This window comes from Mesorhizobium sp. CA6 (assembly GCF_020165035.1).
In the GTDB taxonomy this organism is placed as follows: domain Bacteria; phylum Pseudomonadota; class Alphaproteobacteria; order Rhizobiales; family Rhizobiaceae; genus Mesorhizobium.
This window is the reverse complement of sequence record NZ_JAIUHI010000010.1, coordinates 186,882-212,964: the sequence shown is the minus strand read 5'-3', so window position 1 is coordinate 212,964 and position 26,083 is coordinate 186,882. Positions and strand designations below refer to the sequence as shown.

20 protein-coding genes are annotated in these 26,083 nt (G+C 64.2%); 7 read left to right on the top strand and 13 right to left on the bottom strand.

Annotation, left to right across the window (positions count from 1 at the left end; translation table 11 throughout):
* The first annotated feature begins 67 nt into the window (after nucleotides 1-67).
* Nucleotides 68-2,179: a S9 family peptidase gene (locus LB526_RS17315; RefSeq protein WP_224628759.1), complete on the top strand. Its 2,112-nt coding sequence runs from the start codon at nucleotides 68-70 to the stop codon at nucleotides 2,177-2,179.
* A gap of 102 nt (nucleotides 2,180-2,281) precedes the next feature.
* Nucleotides 2,282-2,671, top strand: a complete 390-nt coding sequence (locus tag LB526_RS17310; protein WP_224628757.1) for an SET domain-containing protein — start codon at nucleotides 2,282-2,284, stop codon at nucleotides 2,669-2,671.
* An 81-nt stretch (nucleotides 2,672-2,752) separates the two neighbouring features.
* Here LB526_RS17310 and LB526_RS17305 read toward each other — a convergent pair whose 3' ends face one another.
* From LB526_RS17305 to LB526_RS17285, 5 genes are all read right to left on the bottom strand, one after another.
* Complete coding sequence (locus LB526_RS17305; protein ID WP_224628756.1) at nucleotides 2,753-5,299, bottom strand: AMP-binding protein; 2,547 nt, start codon at nucleotides 5,297-5,299, stop codon at nucleotides 2,753-2,755.
* 190 nt (nucleotides 5,300-5,489) lie between these two features.
* Nucleotides 5,490-6,434, bottom strand: coding sequence for a cytochrome c (locus LB526_RS17300; RefSeq protein ID WP_224628754.1), 945 nt, complete (start codon nucleotides 6,432-6,434; stop codon nucleotides 5,490-5,492).
* Between the two features lie 10 nt (nucleotides 6,435-6,444).
* Complete coding sequence (locus LB526_RS17295) at nucleotides 6,445-6,882, bottom strand: c-type cytochrome (protein WP_224628752.1); 438 nt, start codon at nucleotides 6,880-6,882, stop codon at nucleotides 6,445-6,447.
* A 164-nt stretch (nucleotides 6,883-7,046) separates the two neighbouring features.
* Nucleotides 7,047-7,649, bottom strand: coding sequence for a superoxide dismutase (locus tag LB526_RS17290; RefSeq protein WP_224628750.1), 603 nt, complete (start codon nucleotides 7,647-7,649; stop codon nucleotides 7,047-7,049).
* 210 nt (nucleotides 7,650-7,859) lie between these two features.
* Complete coding sequence (locus LB526_RS17285) at nucleotides 7,860-8,738, bottom strand: branched-chain amino acid aminotransferase (protein WP_095767170.1); 879 nt, start codon at nucleotides 8,736-8,738, stop codon at nucleotides 7,860-7,862.
* 151 nt (nucleotides 8,739-8,889) lie between these two features.
* Between LB526_RS17285 and LB526_RS17280 the strand changes: the two genes are divergently transcribed.
* Both LB526_RS17280 and LB526_RS17275 read left to right on the top strand, forming a co-directional pair.
* A complete protein-coding gene (locus LB526_RS17280) occupies nucleotides 8,890-9,552 on the top strand; it encodes a haloacid dehalogenase type II (protein ID WP_224628748.1) in 663 nt (220 codons plus the stop codon).
* Between the two features lie 171 nt (nucleotides 9,553-9,723).
* Nucleotides 9,724-10,545, top strand: coding sequence for a L,D-transpeptidase (locus tag LB526_RS17275; protein WP_095766864.1), 822 nt, complete (start codon nucleotides 9,724-9,726; stop codon nucleotides 10,543-10,545).
* A gap of 12 nt (nucleotides 10,546-10,557) precedes the next feature.
* On the opposite strand, the gene LB526_RS17270 is transcribed toward LB526_RS17275, so the two are convergent.
* Complete coding sequence (locus LB526_RS17270; RefSeq protein WP_318013275.1) at nucleotides 10,558-11,985, bottom strand: PLP-dependent aminotransferase family protein; 1,428 nt, start codon at nucleotides 11,983-11,985, stop codon at nucleotides 10,558-10,560.
* Nucleotides 11,986-12,061: 76 nt separating this feature from the next.
* Here LB526_RS17270 and LB526_RS17265 point away from each other — a divergent pair, with 76 nt between their 5' ends.
* Nucleotides 12,062-12,685 (top strand): FMN-binding negative transcriptional regulator, encoded by a 624-nt coding sequence (locus LB526_RS17265; protein ID WP_224628746.1) that lies wholly within the window; start codon nucleotides 12,062-12,064, stop codon nucleotides 12,683-12,685.
* Nucleotides 12,686-12,734: 49 nt separating this feature from the next.
* On the opposite strand, the gene LB526_RS17260 is transcribed toward LB526_RS17265, so the two are convergent.
* From LB526_RS17260 to LB526_RS17230, 7 genes are all read right to left on the bottom strand, one after another.
* Nucleotides 12,735-13,211 (bottom strand): DUF4189 domain-containing protein, encoded by a 477-nt coding sequence (locus LB526_RS17260; RefSeq protein WP_095766862.1) that lies wholly within the window; start codon nucleotides 13,209-13,211, stop codon nucleotides 12,735-12,737.
* A gap of 49 nt (nucleotides 13,212-13,260) precedes the next feature.
* Nucleotides 13,261-13,986 carry a hypothetical protein gene (locus LB526_RS17255; protein ID WP_224628744.1) on the bottom strand — a complete coding sequence of 242 codons (726 nt, stop codon included), beginning with the start codon at nucleotides 13,984-13,986 and terminating at the stop codon, nucleotides 13,261-13,263.
* A 12-nt stretch (nucleotides 13,987-13,998) separates the two neighbouring features.
* A complete protein-coding gene (locus tag LB526_RS17250) occupies nucleotides 13,999-14,538 on the bottom strand; it encodes an invasion associated locus B family protein (RefSeq protein ID WP_224628741.1) in 540 nt (179 codons plus the stop codon).
* Between the two features lie 100 nt (nucleotides 14,539-14,638).
* Nucleotides 14,639-19,117, bottom strand: a complete 4,479-nt coding sequence (locus LB526_RS17245; protein WP_224628739.1) for a YadA-like family protein — start codon at nucleotides 19,115-19,117, stop codon at nucleotides 14,639-14,641.
* The gene (locus LB526_RS17240; RefSeq protein ID WP_224529943.1) at nucleotides 19,114-19,569 is read right to left on the bottom strand and encodes a hypothetical protein; all 456 of its coding nucleotides are present in this window, start codon (nucleotides 19,567-19,569) and stop codon (nucleotides 19,114-19,116) included. The genes LB526_RS17245 and LB526_RS17240 overlap by 4 nt, the downstream gene beginning before the upstream one ends.
* A 181-nt stretch (nucleotides 19,570-19,750) precedes the next feature.
* Entirely contained in the window at nucleotides 19,751-20,251 is a 501-nt protein-coding gene (locus LB526_RS17235) for a helix-turn-helix transcriptional regulator (protein ID WP_224529945.1), read from the bottom strand.
* 322 nt (nucleotides 20,252-20,573) lie between these two features.
* Entirely contained in the window at nucleotides 20,574-22,097 is a 1,524-nt protein-coding gene (locus LB526_RS17230; RefSeq protein WP_224529946.1) for a helicase HerA-like C-terminal domain-containing protein, read from the bottom strand.
* A gap of 248 nt (nucleotides 22,098-22,345) precedes the next feature.
* On the opposite strand from LB526_RS17230, the gene LB526_RS17225 reads away from it, so the two are divergent.
* A complete protein-coding gene (locus tag LB526_RS17225; RefSeq protein WP_224628716.1) occupies nucleotides 22,346-23,788 on the top strand; it encodes a methylmalonyl-CoA mutase subunit beta in 1,443 nt (480 codons plus the stop codon).
* Nucleotides 23,785-25,905: a methylmalonyl-CoA mutase gene (gene scpA / locus LB526_RS17220; RefSeq protein WP_224628713.1), complete on the top strand. Its 2,121-nt coding sequence runs from the start codon at nucleotides 23,785-23,787 to the stop codon at nucleotides 25,903-25,905. The genes LB526_RS17225 and scpA overlap by 4 nt, the downstream gene beginning before the upstream one ends.
* Nucleotides 25,906-26,083: the final 178 nt, after the last annotated feature.

Below are 26,083 nucleotides of genomic sequence, written 5' to 3'. Positions count from 1 at the left end.
CGCCCGTTGAACCGCCGCTGAGCGGTGTGTTCATTCGTCATTCAAGCAAATTCCGCAGCGAGACGTAATGACCAGAGCTTCCGCCTTGACTTCCGCCTTCCCGGCCTCCAGCCCGCCGACCCCTGAGAAACACCCGGTTTCGGACACGCATCACGGCATCACCCGCAGCGACGATTATGCCTGGATGCGGGCCGACAACTGGCAGGCCGTGTTCCGCGACCCTTCCCTGCTCGACGGCCGCATCCGCGCCCATCTCAATGCCGAGAACGCCTATCAGGCCGCGCTCATGGCCGGCACCGCGGACCTGCGCGCCAGGCTGTTTGCCGAGATGAAGGGGCGCATCAAGGAGGATGACTCGACGGTGCCCATGAAGGACGGCCGCTATGCCTACGGATCGTCGTTCCGGCAGGGCGGCGAGCAGCCGCGCTATTTCCGCACGCCGCGCGACGGCGGCACTGAGGAGATCCTGCTCGACGGCGACGCGGAAGCCGAGGGCAAGCCCTATTTCCGGCTTGGCGGCGTCGACCATTCGGCCGACCACGGGAAGCTGCTGTGGGGCTTCGACGACAAGGGTTCGGAGTTCTTCACGCTGCGCGTGCGCGATCTTGCGAGCGGCAAAGAACTTGCCGACCAGATCCCGGATACGGGCGGCGGCGGGGTCTGGGACGCCGGCGACGGCGGCTTCTTCTATACTCGTCTCGACGACAACCATCGTCCGTCGAAAGTGTTCTTCCACGCGCTGGGCGACAGGTCCGAAAACGACCGGTTGATCTATGAGGAGACCGATCCGGGCTTCTTCATGGATGTCGGCGGCACGCGCGCCAACGACTGGATCATGATCGGCATCAACGATCACGAAACGTCGGAATACCGCCTGCTGCCCGCCAATGATCCAACCGCAGAGCCGAAGCTTGTGGCGGTGCGCGAGACCGGCCTGCAATACGATTTGGAAGAAGGCGGCGACGTCTTCTTCGTCCTCACCAATGCCGACGGCGCCAAGGACTTCAAGATCATGACCGCGCCGGTCGACAATCCCGGGCGCGCCAACTGGCAGGAACTGGTGCCGCACGAGCCCGGCCGGCTGATCCTGTCGGTGCTCGGCTTCAAGCATCACATGGTCCGGCTCGAGCGCAAGGAAGGCCTGCCGCGCATCGTCGTGCGCGAGCGCGCCAGCGGCGAGGAGCATTTCATCTCTTTCGACGAGGAAGCTGTTTCGCTCGGTCTCTCCGGCTCCTACGAATACGACACCGAAGTGATGCGCTTCACCTATTCGTCGATGACGACGCCGGCGCAGGTGTTCGACTACAATATGCGCAGCCGCGAACGCGTGCTTTTGAAGACGCAGGAAGTGCCCTCCGGCCACGATCCTGCGCACTATGTCACGCGCCGGCTGATGGCGCCGGCAGACGACGGCGAGTTGGTGCCGATCTCGCTGCTATATCATCGCGACACGCCCCTCGACGGTTCGGCGCCCTGCCTACTTTACGGCTACGGCTCCTATGGCATCACCGTTCCTTCCGCTTTCAACACCAATTGCCTGTCGCTGGTCGACCGCGGCTTTGTCTATGCCATCGCGCATGTGCGCGGCGGCAAGGACAAGGGGTACGGTTGGTACGAGGACGGCAAGCGGGCAAGGAAGATGAACACCTTCACCGATTTCATCGCCTGCGCCCGCCATCTCGTTTCCGAGCGCTACACACAGCACGACCGCATCGTGGCGCAGGGAGGCTCCGCCGGCGGCATGCTGATGGGGGCGATCGCCAACCTGGCCCCGGAAAGCTTCGGCGGCATCGTGGCCGAGGTGCCGTTCGTAGACGTGCTCACCACCATGCTCGACGCCAGCTTGCCGCTGACGCCGCCGGAATGGCCGGAATGGGGCAATCCGATCGCGTCCGCCGCCGACTACCAGACGATCGCGGCCTATTCGCCCTATGACAATGTGGCGGCGCTCGACTACCCGCCGATCCTGGCGCTGGCGGGCCTGACCGATCCGCGCGTCACCTATTGGGAGCCGGCGAAATGGGTGGCGCGGCTCCGCGAACGCAAGGCAGGCGGCGACCCGGTCCTGTTCAAGATTAACATGGAGTCCGGCCATGCCGGCGCCTCGGGTCGCTTCTCGCGGCTGGAGGAGATCGCCTATATTTACGCCTTTGCCTTGAAAGTGACAGGCAAGGCTTGATTTTCTACTCGCAATCGCACGGCTCGCGCGCTAGGCAATGCGCCGTCGTTTTCGGTTGTGGCCATTTCGGGGCCGCGTCCAGATACATTCGCAAGGTTCGCTATGCTGCTCGTCGACGTCTATCTCGACAAATCGCCCATCCAGGGCATCGGCGTCTTCGCCAAACACCGCATTGCGCGGGGCACATTGATCTGGAAGCTCGATCCAAGGTTCGATCGACGCATTCCCGTGGAGACCTATGAGGGCGAATCCGGCCCGGTGAAGTCCTATCTCGACCGCTATTCCTATCCGGACCGGCGCGATCCCAACTTCATCGTCTTCGAGGCGGACGACGCCCGCTATATGAACCACGCGGACGACCCGAACTGCGATATCTCCTCTCCGGAAGAGGCCTATGCGTTGCGCGACATCGCGCCCGGCGAGGAACTGACCTGCGACTACAACAACTTTTTCGAGAACGGCTTCGACTTCCTGGGCGACCGCCACCCGTAGAGCATGATGCCGAAAAGTGTGGAGCGGTTTTCGGACGACGTCATGCTCCATCACTTTGATTTAGAGCGGCACGAGCGTGGATCAGGCGGAGAGCAATTCCGGCTGGCGTCCCAGGATCAATCTGCCACGCAGGTTTCGGATGCCTGCCAAGGCCTTGCCGGAAACGATGCCTAAGGCAATGCCACCGACGATCGCGAGCAGCTGGAAGATCGGGACCGGCAGCTTGCCCGCGGCGGGCGCCATCAATATTTCCGGGACGAAACGGTGGAAAAGGTAGATCGGAAACGCCGCGACGGCAACCTGCGCAACCAGCCGCCCTATCCCGGCCGGCAGGCGAACGCGCGGCAGGTAAAGAAGGACCAAAAGCGCCGCGAAGATCATCAGATATTTGACCGTCGTCCCGAACCAGACCGACTCCCAGAAGGCCAAATACCCCAGCATAGCGGCGGCAAGCGCGGTCAGAGTCAGCTTTCTCGCCGGAGTATCGGCGAAACAGGCACACCAACCGCATACGGCCAAATGGAAAACCCAATAGATCGTGAATATCTGGCGGTTGCCTAGGTCGACGAGCGATGGGGACGAAAAGCGCGCGACAGCGGCAACCCCCAAAAGGCCGAGCCCGAAAACGAAGGGGTGAGCCCGGGCAAGCTTGCGGACTGCAGGAATGGCAAAGATCAGAGCGAAGAGCAGGAGCGTCTGCGAATAGGCCTCGATGAACCAGTAAAGGTACGGAATCATCTCGTGACGCTCCGGTTCGGCATAGCCGAAATTCCCAGTAAGCGTCATCGAAGCCCAGGGGATCGTCCGCCAGGCTACAGCGTAAGCGGCGACAATGAGAAAATACGGGATCAGGACGTCGATCGCAGGTTTGAGCGCGTGCCCAATTCGACCGGCAAGGAAATGGGCCGACTGGAAACGAGCAAGGCTGTAGCCGGCCAGCAGCATCATGACGCCGGAGCCGCCGGGGATGGGCCATAGCGTTTCGTGATGCACGACCACCAGCAGGATCCCGATAACCCTCAGCACTAAATCGGTCGGCATCTCGCTTGCGTGCCGGTGTTCGGGAAGTCCCGCCGCCTCGCGGTTTGCCAGCTCGGCAATGCTCAAGCGTTCCCATCCGTCCGGCAGGTTCATGCCGAGACGCTCGAGTTCCAGAGCCAATTGCAGGAAGCGAAGGGAGTCCCCGCCAAGAGAGACGAAGCTGTCATTGCGGCCGACGGCCAGGGGATAGAATACGCGGGCGTAGGCACCGAGCAGACCGCCCCGCTCACAGCGGATTTCCGTTCGCCCTTCTGACATCTCCTGCTGGAGGCAGGCATAGTCGATCTTGCCAGAGGCAAGTCTGGGAAAGTCCTCGCGCGTCGCAACCCGAACCAGATTGGCTGGCAGGTGGCTGATCTCGGCAAGAATGCGCCGTGCTCTCCCGGTAGGGTCGGCGCCTATCACGTAGGCCTGCAATCCCCGATCGTCGCCAACCACCGCGGCGGCAATGCCGGCGCGCTCCAGCGCCTGCTCTATCGTATCGAAGCCGATCCTGAGGCCTGCGATCTTGGCGAAGCGGCTTCTGCGCCCGACGATGCGGAAGAAACCATGTTGGTCCCGTACGGCAATGTCGCCAGTGTTCAGGGTCTCGAGCTCTGCGCCGCGCGCGAGGTCGAGGCGCCGCGTGCCGTAACCCATCATTACGTTCGGACCGCGATAGACGAGCTCTCCGGGAATGCCTGGTTGGCTGATCGGCTCGCCTGCAGCGTCGACGATACCGAGGCTGCCGCCCGGAATCGCCACGCCGATCCGATCCTCCTTGTCGGAAAGGCTCTCCGGCGGCACGAAAGCCATGCGTGCCGTCGCCTCGGTCTGGCCATACATGACGAAGAAGCGGCCGCCCCTGGCGACCATGTGGTTCCGATAAAGACCGATGAGGTCCGGGCCAAGCGCTCCGCCCGCCACCGTCATCATGCGCAACGTCTTGAGCTCAGCGTCGCGGAAACGCACCCGTTCCAGAAGCTCGTAAGAATACGGGACACCAGACAGATTCGTGCAGCCGCCGTGGTCTATCGTGCTGACGAAGTCGCTGTCCATGACCGACATGCCGGTGAAGAGGACGCTAGCGCCCGCAATCAGATGCGAATTGAGGACCGACAGCCCATAGGAATAGTGGAGAGGCAGCACGAGAGCGGCACGGTCGAAGGAAGAGAGCTCGAGATAGGCCGCGATCGAGCGTGCATTGGATTCGAGATTGCCGTAGGAAAGCCTGACCGCCTTGGCGGCGCCCGAGCTGCCGGACGTCATCAGCAGCAGCGCGAGATCGGGATGCAGCGGCTCCGCATCTCCAGCGGATCGAGCTTCCTCAACGAGACGCCAGCGGCCGTCAATTGGCCTGTAGGTGAAATCCGGCTGGAAGGCTGCCTGGAAATCGTCCCAAAGCCTATTGTCGCACGGCGGCAGCATGGCCGCTGCGTGCCCAGCCTGCAGGGCTCCGATATAGGCGGCGACTGCGTGCTCGGAAGCTTCCGCCGCAATTGCCACGAGCCGCTTTTGTCTTCGTCCCAACTGCGACGCAAAGTCTAGCGCGAGATCGCCGAGTTCCCTGTAAGACAGCATGCGTCCCCCGGCGAGGACAAGCGCCACGCGCTGCTCGTCATGGGTGAATTCGGACACAAGGTCGATGGAGGGCGTGGGCAAGCTTCGGTCCTCGGGGAATTGGCCCGAAGCGCCTATAATACATGAGTATTCAAGTCAACTAATTCGCCACCGATTGGCATGCCAAACCGCTTTACGCCATCATGTATGGTCGCGGGTTTGACGCCGCGTGCGCAGGTTAACTCGCCGGCTTGCGCGCCGGATAGCCGTTGGGGTGCGGCGGGACGGCCTTGAGGTAGGCGGCAATCGCCGCGCGGTCGTCGGCGGTCAGTTGCGCGATGTTGCGCTGCACGTCGACCATGGAGCCGCCGACCGAATCGAAATCGGGTGTGAAGCCGGTTTCGAGGTAATTGGCGATGTCGGCCTCGGACCAGTCCTTGGTGCCGCCCTGCGGGGTGATATTGGGCACAACGCCCGAGCCTTCGGCGGCCACGGCGCCCGCCAGCCACTCGGCCTTCTTGACGCCGCCGGCGAAATCGCGCGGCGTGTGGCATTCGCCGCAATGGCCCGGACCCTCGACCAGATAGCGGCCGGCGAGAACCTTGTCCGGCGCGCCCTCTGGCAGCGCGATCACCGGTTCGGGGCTGAGATAGACAAGCTTCCAGAGGCCAATGCCGCGACGGATGGTGAAGGGGAAGGAAAGCCTGTGATCCGGCGCCTTGCCGGCAATCGCCGGCAGCGTCTTCATGAAGGCATAGAGATCGGCGATGTCGGCCGGCTTCATGCGCGCGTAGGAGGCATAGGGAAAGGCCGGATAGAAATGCTCGCCGGAAGGAGAGACGCCTTTCAGCATGGCATTGGCGAAGTCCGCCTCGCTCCAGGCGCCGATGCCGTCCTTCCGGTCTTGCGAGATGTTGGGTGGGACGAAGGTGCCGAACGGCGTCTTGAGTTCCAAACCGCCGACCAATTGCAGCCGGGCGTCGCCCTGCGCGCCCGGTTTCGCATGGCAGGAGGTGCAGCCCCCCGCATAGAAGATGCGCTTGCCTTTGGCGGCGTCACCGGGGCCGAGTTGCGCGACGGTGCCGGCGTCCAGCCTGGCGGGCGCCGACAGGACCCAGCCGGCAGCGGCCGCGGCGCCGCCAAGCACGACGGCGGCGCCGACAAGCTTCCTCAGCCAGGCCATCGCCGGGCGATCAGCTCTTCTTGATCCGGTAGGTCTGGTGGCAGGTGCCGCAATCGCCGCCGATCGTGTTGAGTTGCGCCTTCAGCGCGTCGACGTCGGCCGGCGGCGAAGCCACCGCGGCCTTGACATCGGCCAGCAGCTTGTCTTCTGCCGCATTGAAGCCGGCCTTGTCTTCCCAGATCTTCGGCGCCGCCGTGGTGTCGCCCTTGTCGCTGCCGGCTGGGAACAGTTTCTCGGAATCCCATTTCTCAGCATTGGCCTGCAGGGCCTTCAGCGTCGTCAGCACAGCGGCGGCGTCGAAATCCTCCTCCCCCTTGACGACTTTAGACAATTGACCGGCAAGCTTGCCGCGCTCCTTCATCAAGGCCTGGCGATCCTTTATCGGATCGGCAAAGGCGACCGAACCGGCAAAAGCGAGCATAGAGATGGCGAGAACAAGCTTTCTCATTCAATTTGGCTCCATGGTGAGGAAAGAGGGTACGCGACTGAACGTTAACGGACGTCACAACGGGATTATTCCCCTTCGCCGTGACGATTTTGCCGGCTGGCTTGCCGTTTCCACTGCCCGAAAAAGAAAAGCCCCGGCATGCCGGGGCTTTTCGCTAGAAATCGTTAGCCTTTAGCCTTTTCATACAGCTCCAGGACGTAGTCCCAGTTGATCAGGCTGTCGACAAAGGCCTCGAGGTATTTCGGCCGCGCGTTGCGGTAGTCGATGTAATAGGAGTGCTCCCATACGTCGACGCCGAGGATCGGCGAGCCGCCATGGACCAGCGGGTTCTCGCCGTTCGGGGTCTTGGAGATTTCCAGCTTGCCGTTCTTGACCGAGACCCAGGCCCAGCCGGAGCCGAACTGGGTGGTGCCGGCGGCGATGAAATCCGCCTTGAACTTGTCGTAGCCGCCGAGGTCGCTGTCGAAGGCCTTCTGCAGCGCGCCCGGCAGCTTGTTGCCGCCGCCGCCCTTCTTCATCCATTTCCAGAAATGGATGTGGTTGTAGTGCTGGGCGGCGTTGTTGAAGAGCCCGGCATTCTTGCCGAAGGACTGCTTCACGGCCTCTTCGACTGACAGGTCGCCCATTCCGGCCTCGGCCGCCAGCTTGTTGCCGTTGTCGACATAGGCCTTGTGGTGCTTGTCGTGGTGATACTCCAGCGTCTCCTTCGACATGTAAGGCTGCAAGGCCTCGTAGTCATAGGGCAAGGCGGGCAACTCAAAAGCCATGGATGGTACTCCCTCGAGGAAAAAAGTCCGGTGATACTACCGGGCTAAGATAGGTCTGCAATGGATCGGGGCAACTCCGGAATGGAGCGCCGAGCGACTTTTTAGAGCAATTCCAGGAAAAGTGCGAAGCGGTTTTCCGTGCGGAATTGCGCAAAACAGGAAGATGGAGCGTGTCGCCGTTTCCCTGAAACGGTGAAACGCTCCAGCGGGTCAGGCGGCGGACGTCGAATGCGCCCATTCCCAATAGAGCTCGCGCGCCTTCTTGGCCACCGGACCGGGCTGCAGATCGCGGTTTTCGATGCGCGTGACGGGCACCACTTTCGAGTGGTTGCCGGTCGAGAATATCTCGTCGGCTTCGAGGAAATCGCGGACCGACAGCGTCTTCTCGGTGGTCCTGAAACCGTAGTCGCCGAGCAGGCTGATGGTGCGCGAGCGGGTGATGCCCGACAGAAACGTGCCGTTCGGGGCCGGAGTCATCACATGACCGTCCTTGACTAGGAAGATGTTGGAGGTCCCGGTCTCGGCGACATTGCCCAGCATGTCGAGCACCAAAGCATTGTCGAAGCCGCGGTTCTTGGCCTCCAGAATGGCACGGCCATTGTTGGGGTAGAGGCAGCCGGCCTTGGCGTTGGTGGGCATGGTCTCGATGGTCGGGCGCCGGAACGGCGAGACGCCGATCGAAAAGCCGGATGGCGGGATCATCGGCGATTCATAGAGGCAGAGGCAGAACCGGGTCGAGGCCGGGTCGGCCGGCACGCCCATATAGCCGCCATGCTCGGCCCAATACATCGGCCTTATATAGACCGCCGTCTTGCCGTCGAATTTCTTCAGGCCATCCCAAGTCAGGCCGACGATCTCTTCCGTCGTCATTGAAGGCTTCAGGCCAAGCGCGATCGCGGAGGCGTTGACGCGAGCGGAGTGCAGCTCGAGATCGGGCGCGACGCCCTCGAACCAGCGGCCGCCGTCAAAGACGCTGGTGCCGAGCCACATGGCGTGGCTGCGCGGCCCGAGAATGGCGACGTTGCCCTCGTACCAGTCGCCGTCCACATAGGTCCAAGTCGCGGTTTGCGCCGCCGCCGCCAGTGTCATGGTCGCCGTCCAATTGAGTGATTTCAGTCCGCCATAGGACGATGCTTTGACGGCTGGCGTCAATTGACATCGGGAAAAATCGTTGAGGCCAGAGGCACTTGGCCGCAATCAATGCTTGCGCGGCAAGCCTGCGCGCCGCAAAACTTGAGACATGCATCATGCGGCTTATGTCTTCGACGCCTATGGCACGTTGTTCGACGTGCACGCCGCCGTGCGTCGCCACGCCGGCGAGATCGGCCCGGACGGCCAGCTTCTCTCCGAAATCTGGCGCGCCAAGCAGCTCGAATATTCCTGGGTGCGGACGCTGATGGGATCATACGCCGACTTCTGGCAACTGACCGAACAGGCGCTGGATTTCGCTTTGCGCAAGGTGCCCTCGGCCGATCCGGCGCTGCGGACGAAACTGCTCGAAGCCTATTGGCGGCTCGACTGCTATCCGGAAGTGCCGGCAGTGCTGAAAGCGCTCAAGGCGTCGGGCGCGAAGCTCGCTATTTTATCCAACGGCTCGCCTGAAATGCTCGACGCGGCGGTTAAATCCGCGGCGCTCGACCAGATCCTCGACGACGTGTTTTCGGTCGACCAGATCAAACGCTTCAAGACCGACCCGTCGGTGTACGACATGGTGGTCACCGGCTGGCGGCTTTACCCCGGCGCGGTCTCGTTCCAGTCGTCGAACCGTTGGGACATCGCCGGCGCGACGAGATTCGGTTTTCGCACGGTCTGGATCAACCGGACCAACCAGCCGGACGAGTATCGCGACCTCCCGCCGGGGCTGATCTTGCCTTCGCTCGAAGGTCTCCTGGCAGAGATCTGACGCCGCTGTTGCTGCAGGGCAACAGCTGTGGCGCGGTCACAGCTTCGCCTTTTTCTGTCCACCCTCAGGCCAGAATTGGAACCGCCTATCGCCGCCGACTGTTATGAATGCCGCCGCGCCGTGCCTGCGGGTTCATGCTTTCTTGCGAATTAAGACCTAGAAAAGGCAACCATGTCAGACGCTTCCTTCCGCATCAGCCGCCGTGGCTTCCTCAATTTCACAGCCCTCGGCGCTGCCTCGGCCGCCGTGTCCGCCTGCACCACCACCGGTCCTGCACCAGCCCCCGTCCAGCCGCCGCCGCCCGCCTATGTCGAGCCGCCGCTCGGCGATTATGAGACGATGTATGGCGCGATGTCGGACAATGGCTTCGACCTGCCGGCCATCCCGGTCAACAAGATCGATCACAGATTCTTGCGCCAGATCGTCCCCGATCCGACCGGACAGCGTCCGGGCACCATCGTCGTCGATACCACCGGTCACTTCCTCTATCTGGTGCGCGAGGGCGGCCAGGCGATCCGCTACGGCGTCGGCCTCGGCCGCGCCGGCTTCGAATGGTCGGGTGACGCGGTCGTGCAGTGGAAGCAGAAATGGCCGAAATGGACGCCGCCGGACGAGATGGTGGCCCGCCAGCCGGAACTGACGCAATTCAGCGCCAAGAATGGCGGCATGCCAGGCGGCCTGAAGAACCCGCTCGGGGCGCGCGCGCTCTATCTCTTCCAGGGCAATCAGGACACGCTCTATCGCCTGCACGGCTCGCCCGAATGGTGGTCGATCGGCAAGTCGGTGTCGTCGGGGTGCGTGCGTCTGATCAACCAAGACATCATCGACCTCTACGACCGCGTGCCGACCAAGACGCCGGTCATCGTGACGGCCAATATCGGCGCGCCTGAAGAGGACATGCCGGAGCGCAAGGCGATCCCGATCGACAATGGCGTGCCGACGGGCTCGATCCTGCTCGGCCCGGTGAAGCGCCTCACCAACGAGATTTTCTAAGACCCCAATCGGTCAGCGGTGCTCGGCCAAAATGACGGCCAGCACCGCGACGCCGCGTCGCAATGCCTCCGCCTCGAGCCCGGCGTAGCCCAGGATGAAGCCGGCCGTTTCCGGCCTTGGTTCGCTCGGATCATAAAGGGGCGACACGGGATAGAGGCCGATGCCGGCCGCGCGCGACGCGGCGATGATCGCCGGTTCGCGTCCTGCATCGATGCCGTTCATCCAGGCGACGACATGCAGGCCGGTATCGGCTCCGGCGACAGTGACCCGCGGCCCCAGATGGTCAGTCAAAGCCTTCAGCAGGACCTGTCTGCGTTCGGCGTTCTTCCTGCGGATGCTGCGCACGTGGCGCTCATAGGCGCCGCTCGCCAGCAGCTCGGCCAACACGTCCTGCTCCAGCATCGGAGCATGCCGGTCGGTCAGGCGCTTGGCCTCGCCGAATGCCCGGCGAAGGCTCGGGGGAACGACGAGATAGCCGAGCCTCAAGGTCGGCGAGAGCGTCTTGGACAGCGTGCCGACATAGATGACCGAGTCCGCGTCCAGCGCCTGCAGCGGCGGAATGGGGCTGATGTCGTGACGGTATTCGCCGTCATAATCGTCTTCCACAATATAGGCCCCTGTGCCGGCGGCCCAGGCCAGCAGCGAACGCCGCCGCGTCGCCGAAAGCACGCCGCCAAGCGGAAACTGGTGCGAGGGCGTCACATAGGCGAGACGGGCCGGCGGCAGCTTTTCCGTCCGTAGCCCATCGGCATCGACAGGAACGGGCACGGCAATGCCTCCCGCCGCCACGAAGGCGTGGCGTGCCAGCAGATAGCCCGGGTTCTCGATCACAAAGGGGTCACCGGGGTCGAGCAGCAGTCGCGCGCAGAGGTCGAGCCCCTGCTGCGAGCCGTTGACGATGACGATCTGGTCCGGCGTGCAATTGATGCCGCGAGCCCGCCAGAGATAAGCCTGAAGCGCATTACGCAGACCGGAAGAGCCCTGCGGGTCGCCATAGCGCAGCCGCGCGGCGCGGTTGACGATTGCCTTGTTCGACGCCCGCCGCCAAGCCAGCACCGGAAAGTCCGCTCCGGACAGGTCGCCATAGCGAAAATCCGCAATCTTGGCCGGCTGCGCCAACGCCGCTGGAGGTAGGGTCAGCAACCGTCGCGCGAATGCCGACAGGTGCCGTGGCGAAGCGGCCGCGACGGGCGCTTCGCCCGGCGCTTTCTCCAGTCCCGGCGCAACGATCGCGCGCGCCCCTTGCCGGATGATCAGGTAGCCCTCGGCATCGAGCTGGCTGTAGGCGGCGGTCACCGTGGTCCGCGACGCGCCCCATTCGGCGGCAAAGGCCCGCGTCGACGGCAAGCGATCACCGGGCCTGTAGGCGCCGCTGTGGATCCGCGCCTTGATGGCCGCGATGATGCTGCGCGCGACGCCGTCCTGCTCCAACTGGACCACTAAAAACCTTTAAAACTGGATGTTCCAAGCAAGCCAGCTTTCCGGCATCTTGCTGTGCAACGCAAGGAGTTTCATCATGTACATCCCGCCTGCCTTCCGCGACGACGATCAAGAGAGCCTAATGGCTACGATCCGCGCGGCGCGTCTGGCGACGCTGATCACCGCCACGGCGGAAGGTCCGTTGGCGACGCCGTTGCCGCTTTTGCTCGACGAGAACGAGGGTGAGCATGGGGTGATCTACGGGCACGTCGCAAAGGCAAACCCGCAGTGGCGCGTGCCGCCGCTGGGCAACGGCCTGGCGATATTCATGGGCCCGGATGCCTATGTGACGCCGGCCTGGTACCAGACCAAGCAGGAGACCGGGAAGGTCGTCCCGACCTGGAACTATGTCGCCGTCCACGCCCATGGGCCGATCGAATTCTTCGAGGATGCCGACAGGCTGCTCGAGGTCGTGACCCGCCTGACCAACCTGCATGAAGGCGAGCGCGCCGCGCCCTGGGCGGTGTCGGACGCGCCGGCGGATTTCATCCAATCGCAGCTGAAGGGCATTGTCGGCCTGCGCATGCCGATTACAAAGCTCGAAGGCAAGCGCAAGATGAGCCAGAACCGCAACGCCGCCGATCGCGCCGGTGTCGTGTCCGGCCTCTCATCCAGCGACCGGCCTTCAGACCGCGAGGTCGCGCCGCTCATTCCAGTGTGAACGGCGCGATATCGGCCAACCGCCGCGGCTGCTTGAATTCCGCAGCAAGTCAGGTGCAGACCCACTCGCGGATCTTGCACTCCTTGCTCTCGCCTCCGCACTGGGCTGTCGCCTTCTCCTCGGCTTCGCGGCGGGTCGCGGCTGATGCTGCACTCCAGAACGGCGTCGCCTCGCCACGGCTCTTGCCTACCGAAAGCGCCGCGCAGTGCTCATAGGGAAAGCCGGTGCCGTCATCATCGTCCCAATGGCGATGGTTGCGGAACACTTCGACCACCCGGCAGCCCTTGCCATCTGCATTCTCGCAATGCTTGAGCGCGATGTCCTCCGCCTCTTGCCGCTTGTCGGCGCCCCAGAAAAAGCCGTGACGGCCGTCGCCCGGCGAATAGGCGATCGCGCCCCAGATGCCTTTTTCCTCGCCGGTCTGCGCCGGCGGTGACGGGGCGATCAGGTCAGCCGCGTTGCTCGCAATCGTAAGCCCGGCGAGCGCCGCAAGCAGCGGGATCGAAAGGCGGGGATTGATCAGCATCTTCGTGCTCCAGTTGCAGCTATTCAGCAGTCGACTGTCATGCCCGGCTCTAGCCGCCCATGCGCGCGACCGAGACGACGATGCAAGTGTTGCCGGTCGGGACCAGCAGCGCCTGGCCGGCATTGTCGGCCAGGTTGAAAAGCATCGAGTTCGAAAGATTGTCCGCCAGCAGGCTGCCCTTCGGGAGCGTTCCGGCGACTTCCTGGCAAGAGCGCGTGAACGGCGCCACGCGCACGAAGCCGCCCTCGCAGCTCTGGCCGAGAGGCGAGGCAAAAACGACGCCCGCGGCTTGTGTCTTGTAGTTCGGCAGGTTGTAGCTCATCCCGGCGACGGCCTGCACGGCGTGGGTGTCGGGCGAAGTGTTGTCCCATTGCGTCTGGATCGCATAGGTCGACCCGGCAGTCAGAGCCTGCCCCATCGTGGCAAAGAGATTGGCGCAGGTGCGGACACCTGCCTGCGCGACATGCGCCTGAAACGGATTCTTGTTTGCCGAGGCGTCGGTCGGCGCGGGCACGGCTTCCGCCGGCTTGCCCTGGATGGGCGCCTGCGCCTGCGCGGAGGCCGTGCCAGCGACGAATGTCCCAAGCGCGGGATAGAGACGGAACGACAAGACCACCGCCGCCGCGACCAAGACCGCGAACGCGCCGAGCAGCGCCGTGTTTCGTGCCAGGCGCCAGCCTGGCGAACGCTGTGGCGGTGGATTTGCCGGCGGCTCCGGCAGCGCAACCGGCTGGGAGTGCGTCAGGATTCTGTCCTCGATGGATTGGCGTGTCATCTCGAAGTCTTTCTAGTTGATGGCCGACAGCGCGGTCTTGAGTCCCTTGAACGGGGCATCAAGGTTGACGGTCGCCCCCGACGGCAGGGAATAGGAAACCTGGACCGTGGTCTCCTTGGCGATCTGCTCGCGCAGCACCGGGCCGACGGGCACATAGCCGACGCAGACCGACGCATCGCAACCCTGCAGTTGAACGTCGACCGGCTGTTTGCGGCCGGCAAGTCTCAGCGAAAGCTTGCTGCCCTTACCTGCCGCGCTCGGAGTCCGCAATATCATGAAGGGTTTGCCTTTCTCGTCGGCCGCGAGCGACCAGCTGAAGACCAACGCCTGGCTTTGATCGATGAAAGACTGGCCGATGTTGCAGACCTTCTTCCTGGCCTGCAGGTTCTCGTCGCAGATCAGCGTCCAGTTCTCGAACGGACGAGTGGTGCGCTGATAGTCGCCAAGCTTCACGCCCGCGGGCACCGCGACGTCGGAAGGCTTTATCCGATAGGCGGGCTGGGCCGCCTCCTGCCCGGCCGCGCGCGGGCCGGACAGGAGCAGGCAAACCATGCAAAGTGCCACGGCAGAGACGGCTCGCCCGACCGTGGATGGGCTGCTTGCCTGAGCATGATCATTCGCAGAACCGCTACGCACTTTTGGTGATCACGCTCTAGTTCAGGGTAAAGCTGACACCCGCGCCGACACCCCAGTGCCCGCCCGCCGTCGTGCCCGAGACGTTCGCTCTCGCCCGGCCGTCCTCGCTGGTGTAACCGGCGCCGAACGCCACGGCGCCTTCGCCGCGCCAGTAGCCGCCGCCGGCCGCCACGCTCAGCTTGCCCGGACGGTCGTCGTAGCGCAGCGAGGCGGCCGCAAGGCCGATCGCGGCGGCCTGGCGCGCCTCGCCCCGAGCCTCGCCCATATCCATGTTGAGCTGGCTGAGCTTGGAGTCGGTGTAGGCATTGGCCTGCTGCAACGTGGTTGCCGCCACCTGGTTGGTGTAGGCCTTGGAGTTGTCGAACGTTGTCGCCAGCCCGTTGTTGAACTGTAGCACGTTGACTGCATCGGTATCGGCCGTGCCGGCGCCGACATTGTGAATGACGACGGGCGCATTCACGTCGCCGCCGACAAGCGTCAGCGAATTGGACTTGGTGCCATCCGGGTTCTTGTCATACTGGACGGCGAACTCATTCAGATTGCCGACACTTCCCTGCACTGCTTCGACAGCCTGATTGGTCGCGAAGAGCTGGCTGCCGTTGATGGCGTCGGTGGAGGAGGCACTGATCCGCCCCGCCGCCACATTGGTGACGGTGCGCTCGTTGCCGACGCTGCCGACGCTCACCGTGCTCGTCGGAGCGGTTCCGGCGAAGGTATAGTTGACGCCGTTGATCGTCGTGCCGGTGGTGGCGACCGCCGCGGCGGTCGTCGAGCCGGCGCCGAGCGCGACGCTGCCCGGCTCGTTGGCCGTGGCGCCGGCGCCGAGCGCCATGGACTGGGCGCCGTTGGCGGTCGAGTTGGTGCCGAAGGCGATGCTGTCGGCCTGGTTGGAGGTCGCGTTCTGGCCGATCGCGATGCCGCCCGGTGCCGTCTGCTGGACGATGGCGCCGTTGCCCATGCCAATGCCGTTGTCGCCGTTGACAGTGGTGCGCGGGCCGATCGCGACCGAATCGGTGCCGACCGCCAGCGAGTCCGGCGCGGTCGAATTGGCGTGGAAGTACATGCTCCCCGTCACAGCGAAGGAGCTCAGCGCGCCCTTCAACTGGCGAAGCGTGACCGCATCCTGGTCCTGCGTGCCGTCGGCCACGTTGATGATCTGGCGATAAGCGGTGGAGGTTCCCACCGAGACGGCGCCGAGCAGGCTCATATCCGCGGTGTTATAGGGAATGAGGCCGGTGCCGGAGAGGATCGATCCCGACGTGGGCGCGACCGCGCGATCCGAAACCGAGCCGGAGCCCAGCGCCACGCCGTCGGCGATGGTGACCGCTGTGCCGCGGCCGAGAGCCAGCGAATTGGCGGCGGATGCGGTTGCCTGGTAGCCGAGCGCCGAGGAGCCAACCCCTTGCGCAAAGGCGTCGGTAATCGGCAGCGTCGAGTCGTTGGTGCGCACGTAGCGGATGCCGTCGCCATTGGCGTCCGTGTATGCAGTCGAGGTGTCGCCGGCAAAATTGTTGATCGTGTTGCCGAGCGTGGTGATATCGGCGGTATTGGCGGCGATGTCGGTGGTGTTCTGCGTCACCTGCTGGTTGGTCGCGAAGAGCTGCGAGCCGTTGACGGCATCGGTGGAGGAGTTGCTCAGCTGCCCGGCCGCGACGTTCTGGATCTGGCGCTCCGCGCCGACCGAGCCGACCGAGAACGCGCCCGCCGGGGTTCCGCCGGCGAAGGTGTAGTTTACGCCGCCGATCGTCGTGCCGCCGACATTGGTCGTGGCGCCGGACACCGAATTCAGGCCGATCGCCACGTCGCCGGCATTGTTGGCGACGGCATTCGGGCCAATCGCGACGGAATCGGTCCCAAGAGCCTGGGAATCGGCAAGCGTCGAATTGGCATGGAAATATTTGATGCCGCCGCCGGTGTTGATGTTGTTGATCGTGTTGCCGAGAGTGGTGATGTCGGCGGTGTTGGCGGCGATGTCGGTGGTGTTCTGCGTCACCTGCTGGTTGGTGGCGAAGAGCTGCGAGCCATTGACCGCGTCGGTCGAGGAGTTGCTCAACCGCCCGGCCGCGACGTTCTGGATCTGGCGCTCCGCGCCCACCGAGCCGACCGAAAATGCGCCCGCCGGGGTTCCCCCGGCGAAGGCGTAGTTCACACCGCCGATCGTCGTGCCGCCGACAACCGTCGTGGTGCCGGATACGGAGTTCAGGCCGATTGCCACGTCGCCGGCGTTGTTGGCCACGGCATTGGGGCCGATCGCGACCGAATCCGTCCCCAGAGCCTGGGAGTCGGGCAGGGTCGAATTGGCGTGGAAATACTTGATGCCGGCACCGGTGTTGATGTTGGTGATCGTATTCCCGATGTTGGCGATATCGGTCGTATTCTGCGTCACCTGCTGATTGGTGGCGAAAAGCTGCGAACCGTTGATGGCGTCGGTCGAGGCGTTGCTGAGCCGGCCCGCGGCGAGATTGGTGACGGTCCGCTCCGCGCCCGGCGCGCCAATGCTGACGGTCGATGTCGGAGCCGTTCCGGCGAAGCTGTAGGCCGTCCCGCCGATCGTCGTGCCGCTGGTGCCGACCGCTGCGGCGGTCACCGAGCCGGAGCCCAGGGCGACGTCGCCGGAGCTTGCCGCCGCGGTCGCACCGTCGCCGAGGGCGACATTGCCGGCGAGACCGGCGGCGCCTGCGGTAGAGCCGTTGCCCAGCGCCACGGAGCCTTGCCCGATCGCCTTGTTGCTGTTGCCGATGGCAACGGCGCCGTTGGCCATATTGGCGGCGGTAGCGGTCGCCGTGCCGTCGCTGTTGGCGATGTTGTTGGCGCCGCCGGTGAAGGCGCCGGTACCGCTGGCGTAGCTCGGATCGCCGATGGCCACCGCGCCGTCGCCATAGGCGGTGTTGCCGGCGCCGATGGCCACGGCCTTGCCGCCATCGGTAGTCGCGCCCGTTCCGATGGCGATGGAGTCGGCGGAGAGCGCAGCGGACTGCAGACCGACCGCGACGGCGTTGGCTGCAGTCGCCTGGCTCTCGCGTCCCATCGCAAGGGCGTCGCCCGCAGATGCCGTCACGTCCGTGCCGATGCCGATGGCGTTGTCTCCACTGGCGCTCGTTGCAAAAGTGCTCGAGCCGACATAGACGGCGCCTATCCCGGACGCCCTCGTCCCTGCGCCGAGAGAGATGGAGTTCACGGCGCTGCTTTGGGCGCCGCGGCCGAGCGCGGTACTGTTGAGTCCAGTGGCGCGGGTGTCACGTCCGACGGCGGTGGAATTGTCGGCGCTGGCTACGGTCCCGATGCCGAGTGCCACGGACTGTGCGCCGGCCGCGTTGGCGCTCACGCCGGCAGCAAGCGAATTGTCTCCCGTCGCATTCGCTCCGGACCCAAACGAGGACGCGTTTTGGCCGCTGGCAACGGCCGTGTTGCCAACCGCCGTGCTGGCGGAGCCGCTCGCAATTGAAGTAGCACCCATGGCCGTGGCGAAAGCGCCCGAAGAGAGCGAATTGGTGCCGATCGCGATGCTGTTGGGCAGGGCCGTATTGGCCTGAACGCCCGCCTGCGCTCCCAAGCCGAGCGCGATGGACTGGTTGCCCCAGGCGCTGGCTGTGTTGCCCATAGCCGTGGCGCTCGTTCCCGTTGCCTTGGTCAGGATGCCTATGGCAACGGTGTTTTGCTGAGACGCCGTCACATCGGTGCCAAGAGCGATGGCGCCCTGCGCAGTAGCGCCCGCTCCCGCAAGAGTGCGCCCGCCGATATTGATGGAGTTGATCTGTGTAGCGACCGACTGGAAGCCGATCGCGATGGCATTCTGGTTGCTTGCGGTGGCGGAAGTACCTTGAGCAAAGGCATCTATTCCCGACGCAACAGATGAATTGCCAATCGCGGTACTGCGCAGCCCGGTGGCTTGGGTCCCCCAGCCGCCGGCGAAGGAGGTGGCGCCGCTGGCCAAGGAACTGACGCCGACGGCTGTGGCGTTGCCACCCGAAGCAACGGAGAAGGTTCCCAGGGCGCTGGCGCCCGCGGCGGTTGCACTGGAGCTGACGCCGATCGCTACCGTATTGACGTTGTTCGAAATTGTGCCGGAGCCCAGCGCCACCGCGCCGCCGGGGCCGGTGGCCGACGCGGTTCGGCCGATAGCGACAGAGTATTGCGCTGTCGATTGAGCCTGGAAGCCGAGCGCTATGGCCCAGTTGAGGCTGGCGGTTGAGCCATTTCCGATCGCTATGGTCTCGGGAGCGGTCGCGGACCCGCCGCCTGCGGCATATTGCGCTTGCGCCGGCGCCGCGAACAGGAACAAAGCGGCGGCCGATGCAATATACCCAAGGCTTGCGCCGACGCCGAGCTTGCCGAGCCCACGTCCCTTGCGTCGCATGCCGAGCACGCGATGCGCGTTGCGCAGCGTCGCCATCAGGCGGCGGCGCAGCGAACGGCTCTCGGGAGCGCCGGAGACCCAGTTTCCAGCAAATCGGGCCGACCCGCGCCGAGCGATACGTTCTTGCCTGAAGTTCATTGCGAGAATGCCTCCTTTGGTGGGTCGCGCTCGATAACGGCAGGTTCCGCCGACCCTGCCGCCAAAGCGTGTCTGCTCGAAAATGGGATGATCACATCGGCGCCGCGCGCGAGCAGCGCGTGGCCCTGTTTTTCCCCGATCGCCTCGACGCGATCGAGCGTGTTTTCAAGCCAGGCGTCACCCGCCTCGGGCACAGCCTGAAGCGCCGCGGCAACCCGCTCCGGCGGGATCAGCCGCTCGAGATAGGACCGCACCGCCGCCAGATGGACGGCAGGTGCGTCATGCGCGTGAACGACGGTCGTGAGGCCGTAGAGATAATGGGCCAGCAGCATGTCCTGCTTGGCCAGGGGCACGCCATCTCCATAGCGCTTCTCAAGCGTCCTCGATGCCGACTCCAGCCAGTAACCGATCTCCTCGGAAAGGCTCCGGCGAACCGCCGTGTCGTCGCTCATGTCCCCTCGGCCAGCTTAGAATCCGAATACCGGATTTGCTGCAGAAAGACAGGTTTTCCGGGGCTCGTATTCCAACAAATTGCTGTTTATCTGAAAATATACCGTAGGTCTTCCATGGGTTAACGCAAAATTACTTTAGTAATACCTTTTATAAGCCGATCCATAGATAACTGCGCGGGAATTAGCCCTGCCTGCCGGCCCCCGATTGAACCAGCCTCTCTCGCACCTGCATTGGAGTTACGTCGCGGTATTTCTTCATCGTGGTGGTGAGATGGCTCTGGCTCGAGAAGCCGCTCAGATAGGCGATGTCCGTGATCGACATGCGCCTGTCGGCCAGCAGCTTCTCGGCAAAGTCAAGGCGAAGGGCAAGAACATATTGATGCGGCGTCACGCCGAACGTCTTGGAGAAAGCACGGGCGAAATGGTAAGGCGACAGCCCGCACACAGCGGCCATTTCGGCGAGCGAAAGCTTGCGCGAAAAGTTTTCGCTCAGGAATTGCGCCACGAGGCGAGCGTGGCCGAGCGACAGCCCACCTTTCGCGTTCAGCAGCGGCCGCCTTTCAGGAGGGATTTCCGAATACCAAGCTTGCAGATCGTCATCGCGCCGCAACTTGGACTCCTGATGCTCAGCCCTCCGCAGTCTTGGCCCAACCTTAGCGGGCGCTTTCGGTTCCCTGGCCACAATAATTCGTGATCGCACGTGCTGTCGGCGCTATCCAGTTTGCCCCCCGGCAACAGCACGTCAAAGGCCATGATTTGGCGCGTCCGGTATTTCATGAAATTGCGGTTCTGCTGGGAAAAGTTCCCTTGCGAAAAGTTTTAGCTGCCGCTGATGCGGCTTACCCGTCGGCAGGTAAGATTTGATCGTCGCGAGGTAACGAGGGCAGCTTTCCGGGGCGGCGCATTTCCGCGACGGATTCGCGCGACGGCAAGCGGGTTTCGCCCGACGTCAAAGCTTACAGGCGTGATTCGCGTCGCGCTCCGCGCGGTACCGTCTCTTTGCTTCAGCGGCCTCGCGCCAGGCTGCCCAAAATCCCGCGCACGATAGCGCGGCCGACGGACGAGCCGACCGAGCGCACCACCGACTTGATGGCGGCTTCGGCAACGGTCTGGCGGTTGGAAGACCGCCGGTTGCCTGTCCCAAGGACATCATCGAAGCCCGGAATGGTCCAGCGCGAACCGCCGCTGTTCTGCTGCTGTGCCTGAGCCTCGGCGTCCTGCGCCTCCTTGGCCTTTTTCTGCAGCATTTCGAAGGCCGATTCGCGATCGACGGTCTCGTCATACTGGCCGGCGACCGGGCTCTCGGCGATGATCTTGCGGCGCTCGTCGGGCGTGATCGGTCCGAGCCGCGATGACGGCGGCCGGATCAGCGTGCGCTGGACCATGGCCGGGACGCCCTTGTCCTCCAGCATCGACACCAGCGCCTCGCCGGTGGCGAGCTGGGTGATGGCGGTGGCGCAGTCGAAATCGGGATTGGGCCGGAAGGTCTCGGCCGCGGTGCGCACCGCCTGCTGCTCGCGCGGCGTATAGGCGCGCAGCGCATGCTGGACGCGGTTGCCGAGCTGGGCCAGCACCTTTTCCGGAATGTCCAGCGGGTTCTGGGTGACGAAATAGACGCCGACGCCCTTGGAGCGGATCAGCCGCACCACCTGCTCGACGCGGTCGATCAGCACCTTCGGCGCGTCCTCGAACAGAAGATGCGCCTCGTCGAAGAAGAACACCAGCTTTGGCCGGTCGAGATCACCGACTTCGGGCAATTCCTCGAACAGCTCCGACATCAGCCAAAGCAGGAAGGTGGCGTAGAGCCTGGGATTCATCATCAATTTGTCGGCCGCCAGAACGCTGATCGCGCCGCGCCCGTCACGGGTGGTGCGCATGATGTCGGCGATGCGCAGCGCCGGCTCGCCGAAGAAGTTGGCGGCACCTTGGCTCTCCAGCACCAGCAGCGTGCGCTGGATGGCGCCGACCGACGGCTTGGTGACATTGCCGTAGCGTGCGCTGAGTTCGTCGGCGCGCTCGGCGATGTTGGCGAGCAGCGCCTGCAGGTCCTTGAGATCGAGCAGCAGCAGGCCTTCCTCGTCGGCGATGCGGAAGGCGATGTTCATGACGCCTTCCTGAGCTTCCGTGAGGTTCATCAGCCGCGACAAAAGCAGCGGGCCCATCTCCGAAATGGTGGCGCGGATCGGATGGCCCTGCTCGCCGAACAGATCCCAGAAGATGACAGGGAATTCCTGGAATTGATAAGGATCGAGCTTCACCTGCTCGGCGCGCTTGACCAGGAAATCCTTGGCCTCGCCCATCATGGATATGCCGGAAAGGTCGCCCTTGATATCGGCGCAGAAGACAGGCACGCCGGCGTTGGAAAAGCCCTCGGCCAGGACCTGCAGGCTGACGGTCTTGCCGGTGCCCGTGGCCCCGGTAACGAGGCCGTGGCGGTTGCCGTAGCGCAGCAGCAGCTCTTCGGCGCGCTGATAGGAATCGTCGGGCTTGCGGCTGGCGCCGATGAAGATACTGGTCTCGTCAACCATGTCCGGTCTCCGCAATCTGTTCCGCTCAAAGGCCTCTCCCGAGGTATAGTAACGCCGGTCGCATGCGGCAATGCCCAGTCTCGATTTTGGGGAGCAGCGAATTTGGCCTTTGGCGCTTGCGGATTCGGTGCATGTTTGGCAATCGATTGGCTGGCCGAGAGAACCCGGCCGGATGATGCATTGTGATATCCGGTTCCTGACCTTAGACTGGCTTGACCGGCTGATGCGACCGAGAAGCGAGGAGAGCGATGGGCGCCGGCGCCTTGACCAGGGATGTCGACCTTCCGAACCCGGACGCCAAGCGTTGGCAGGCGCTGGCGGAAAAGGCGCTTGCCGGCGGTTCCTTCGAGGAAAAGCTCGTCTCCCACACCGATGACGGCATCCGCATCGAGCCGCTCAGCCAACGCTCGACGACCGCCGAGCCGTTGCCGCGTACAAATCCGACCGCGCCCTGGATCGTCAGTCAGCGCGTCGACGACCCGGATGTCGCCCGGGCCAGCGCGCAAGCCCTGGAAGACATCGCCCAAGGTGCCACTGGCCTGTCGCTTGTCTTCGAAGGTGCGCCGAATGCCTTCGGCTACGGCTTGCCGCGCACCGCGGAGGCGCTGGAAAGGGTGCTCGACGGCGTGCCGCTCAACCGCGTTCAGGTGCGCATCGACGCGCACCCCTGGAGTCGCGCCGTGGCCGACTGGCTCCTGGCTTTCCTGAGCCGCCGCCGCTCCGATCCGGCCAAGCTCAACCTTTCCTTCGGCATCGACCCGGCAGCGATCTTCGCCGGAACCGGGCGGCTGCGCACCTCGATCGAGGCGCTGCAGGAATCGATGCCGCAGTCGCTGGCGCATTTCTTCTCGATGGGCGTGCCGGGCGTGCTGCTCGAGGCCGACGGCCGCGTCTTCCACAATGCCGGCGCCACCGAGGCGCAGGAGCTTGGCACGATGATGGCATCGGTCGTGTCCTATCTCAGAATGTTCGAGAAGGCGCGCCAGCCGCTGGTCTATGCGGCGCCCTATATCGGCTTCGCGCTCAGCGTGGACCAGGACCAGTTCCTGTCGATGGCCAAGGTGCGGGCGTTGCGCAAGCTCTGGGCGCGCGTCCAGGAAGCCTGCTCGATCCCGGCCTCGACCGCCAGCATCCATGCCGAGACCTCCTATCGCATGATGACGATGGCCGACCCGGAGACCAACATCTTGCGTACGGCGATCGCGGCCTTCGCGGCGGCAACCGGCGGCGCAGATTCGATCTCGATCCTGCCGCATACCATCACGCATGGGCTGCCGGCCGGCTTTGCCCGCCGCGTCGCCCGCAACGCGCAGCTGATCATGGCCGAGGAAAGCCACATCGGCCGTGTCGCCGATCCGGCCTGCGGCTCCGGTTCGGTCGAGGCGCTGACCAACGATCTCTGCGCCGCGGCCTGGGAAGAATTCCAGCGCATCGAGGCCGAGGGCGGCGTGCTCGCCAGCCTGCAGCAGGGCTATATCCAGAACCGAGTGCAGACGGCCGCCGCCAAGCGCTACGGCGCCTACCGATCGGGCGAACGCGGCATTGTCGGCACGACGCTTTTCCGCGCGCCGGCGGAGCGTCCGGTCGAGACGCTGCCGCGGGAACGGCGTCCAGCCCTGACCGAAGGCGTGGCAACGTGCGAGCCGCTGTTTCCGGTGCGCATCGATCAGTCGATCGGAGCCGGATCATGATCCCGGATTTCAGCCAGATCGGCTGGTCGGAGCCGCGTCGCGCGCCGGTCGAGCTCAGAGGTCAGCGGATGACGCCGGAAGGCATCGCCGTAAAACATCTCTACACGGAAGACGACCTCAAGGGGCTTGCCAATCTCGACACCTATCCAGGCCTGCCGCCCTTCATGCGCGGCCCCTACCCCACCATGTATGTCCAGCAGCCCTGGACAATCCGTCAATATGCCGGCTTCTCGACAGCCGAGGAATCCAACGCCTTCTACCGGCGCAACCTCGCGGCCGGCCAGAAAGGCCTGTCGGTCGCCTTCGATCTCGCCACGCATCGCGGCTATGACAGCGACCATCCGCGCGTCGCCGGCGATGTCGGCATGGCGGGCGTGGCGATCGATTCCATCCTCGACATGCGGCAGCTGTTCGATGGCATTCCGCTCAACGAGATGACGGTGTCGATGACGATGAATGGCGCGGTGCTGCCGATCATGGCGCTATACATCGTCGCGGCGGAGGAACAGGGCGTCGCCCAGAACGATCTCGCCGGGACCATTCAGAACGACATTCTGAAGGAGTTCATGGTCCGCAACACCTACATCTATCCGCCGAAACCTTCGATGCGGATCGTGTCGGACATCTTCGCCTACACCTCCAGGCATATGCCGAAGTTCAACTCGATCTCGATTTCCGGCTACCATATGCAGGAAGCCGGCGCGACGGCCGATCTGGAGCTTGCCTACACCATCGCCGACGGCATCGAATATGCCCGCGCCGGCGTCGCCGCCGGCCTCGACATCGACCGTTTCGCGCCGCGCCTGTCCTTCTTCTGGGCGATCGGCATGAACTTCTTCATGGAGGTCGCCAAGCTCAGGGCCGCAAGGCTGCTGTGGTCGAACCTGATGAAGAAGAATTTTGCGCCAAAGGACGAGCGCTCGCTGTCGCTGCGCACCCATTGCCAGACCTCGGGCTGGTCGCTGACGGCGCAGGATCCCTACAACAACATCACCCGCACGATGATCGAGGCGATGGCGGCGACGCAGGGGCACACCCAGTCGCTGCACACCAATTCCTTCGACGAAGCAATGGCGCTGCCGACCGACCATTCGGCGCGGATCGCGCGCAACACGCAGCTCATCCTGCAAAAGGAATCCGGCACCACGCGCATGATCGATCCATGGGGCGGCTCGGCCTATGTCGAGCGGCTGACGCATGATCTGGCGGCGCGCGCGCTTGCCCATATCGAGGAGGTCGAAAACCTCGGCGGCATGGCGGCGGCGATCGAAAAGGGCATTCCGAAGCTGCGCATCGAGGAAGCCGCGGCGCGTACCCAGGCGCGCATCGATTCCGGCGAGCAAATTCTGGTCGGTGTCAACGCGCACCGGCCTGAAGCGGATATCGACGTCGATGTGCTGAAGATCGACAATGCCGAGGTGAAGGCCAGGCAATTGGCGAAGCTGCAGCGGCTGAAAGGCACACGCGACGTCGCGGCGCTGGAGGATGCGCTGGCGGCGCTGACCCGTGCCGCCGAGGGCGACGAGAACCTGCTCGAATTCGCGATCCGCGCGGCGCGCGCCAACGCTACCGTCGGCGAGATTTCGCTGGCGCTGGAAAAGGTATTCGGCCGCCACACGGCGGCGGTGCAGACGATCTCCGGCGTCTATCGCGAGGCGCTCGGCGACAACCCGGGGCTTGAGCGGCTGCAGGAGAAGATCGAAGCGTTCGAAAAGAAATCCGGCGGCAAGCCGCGCATCCTGGTCGCCAAGATGGGCCAAGACGGGCACGACCGCGGCCAGAAGGTGATCGCCAGCGCGTTCGCCGATCTGGGATTCGATGTCACCGTCGGACCGATGTTTCAGACGCCGGACGAGATCGCGAAGCTCGCGGTGCAGCACGACGTCGACATCATCGGCGCCTCCTCCTTAGCCGCCGGGCACCTGACGCTGATCCCCGAGCTCAAGGACGCGCTGAAAAAGCTCGGCCATGGCGACATGCTGATCGTCGCCGGCGGCGTCATCCCGCCGCAAGACTACGACGCGGTGCTGGCGGCGGGCGCGGCGGAGATCTTCCCGCCGGGAACCGTCATCCCGGAAGCGGCCAACCGGCTGATGGATCGGTTGCTGGTCGACTAGCGAGGGCTGCTGATTTGGCCAAAAGGCTGTTCTATGGAAATAGATGCAACCATGGCGCGATGATGTTCTGACAGTCGTCCAGAGGCTTGAGGACGGATCGGGGGCCTTGCTACTGCCACGCGAAATGCTTGACAGCTTGAGCCTCCAAGGTCGGCGATGAGCTCCAGATCGCCGAAAC

Coding starts and splice junctions, on each gene's coding strand:
- LB526_RS17300 (WP_224628754.1), bottom strand. CDS start 6,434: ATGGCCTGGCTGAGGAAGCTTGTCGGCGCCGCCGTCGTGCTTGGCGGC.
- LB526_RS17295 (WP_224628752.1), bottom strand. CDS start 6,882: ATGAGAAAGCTTGTTCTCGCCATCTCTATGCTCGCTTTTGCCGGTTCG.
- LB526_RS17245 (WP_224628739.1), bottom strand. CDS start 19,117: ATGAACTTCAGGCAAGAACGTATCGCTCGGCGCGGGTCGGCCCGATTT.
- LB526_RS17290 (WP_224628750.1), bottom strand. CDS start 7,649: ATGGCTTTTGAGTTGCCCGCCTTGCCCTATGACTACGAGGCCTTGCAG.
- LB526_RS17275 (WP_095766864.1), top strand. CDS start 9,724: ATGTCAGACGCTTCCTTCCGCATCAGCCGCCGTGGCTTCCTCAATTTC.
- LB526_RS17255 (WP_224628744.1), bottom strand. CDS start 13,986: ATGACACGCCAATCCATCGAGGACAGAATCCTGACGCACTCCCAGCCG.
- LB526_RS17250 (WP_224628741.1), bottom strand. CDS start 14,538: ATGGTTTGCCTGCTCCTGTCCGGCCCGCGCGCGGCCGGGCAGGAGGCG.
- LB526_RS17260 (WP_095766862.1), bottom strand. CDS start 13,211: ATGCTGATCAATCCCCGCCTTTCGATCCCGCTGCTTGCGGCGCTCGCC.
- LB526_RS17285 (WP_095767170.1), bottom strand. CDS start 8,738: ATGACACTGGCGGCGGCGGCGCAAACCGCGACTTGGACCTATGTGGAC.
- LB526_RS17310 (WP_224628757.1), top strand. CDS start 2,282: ATGCTGCTCGTCGACGTCTATCTCGACAAATCGCCCATCCAGGGCATC.
- LB526_RS17280 (WP_224628748.1), top strand. CDS start 8,890: ATGCATCATGCGGCTTATGTCTTCGACGCCTATGGCACGTTGTTCGAC.
- LB526_RS17240 (WP_224529943.1), bottom strand. CDS start 19,569: ATGAGCGACGACACGGCGGTTCGCCGGAGCCTTTCCGAGGAGATCGGT.
- LB526_RS17230 (WP_224529946.1), bottom strand. CDS start 22,097: ATGGTTGACGAGACCAGTATCTTCATCGGCGCCAGCCGCAAGCCCGAC.
- LB526_RS17315 (WP_224628759.1), top strand. CDS start 68: ATGACCAGAGCTTCCGCCTTGACTTCCGCCTTCCCGGCCTCCAGCCCG.
- LB526_RS17225 (WP_224628716.1), top strand. CDS start 22,346: ATGGGCGCCGGCGCCTTGACCAGGGATGTCGACCTTCCGAACCCGGAC.
- scpA (WP_224628713.1), top strand. CDS start 23,785: ATGATCCCGGATTTCAGCCAGATCGGCTGGTCGGAGCCGCGTCGCGCG.
- LB526_RS17265 (WP_224628746.1), top strand. CDS start 12,062: ATGTACATCCCGCCTGCCTTCCGCGACGACGATCAAGAGAGCCTAATG.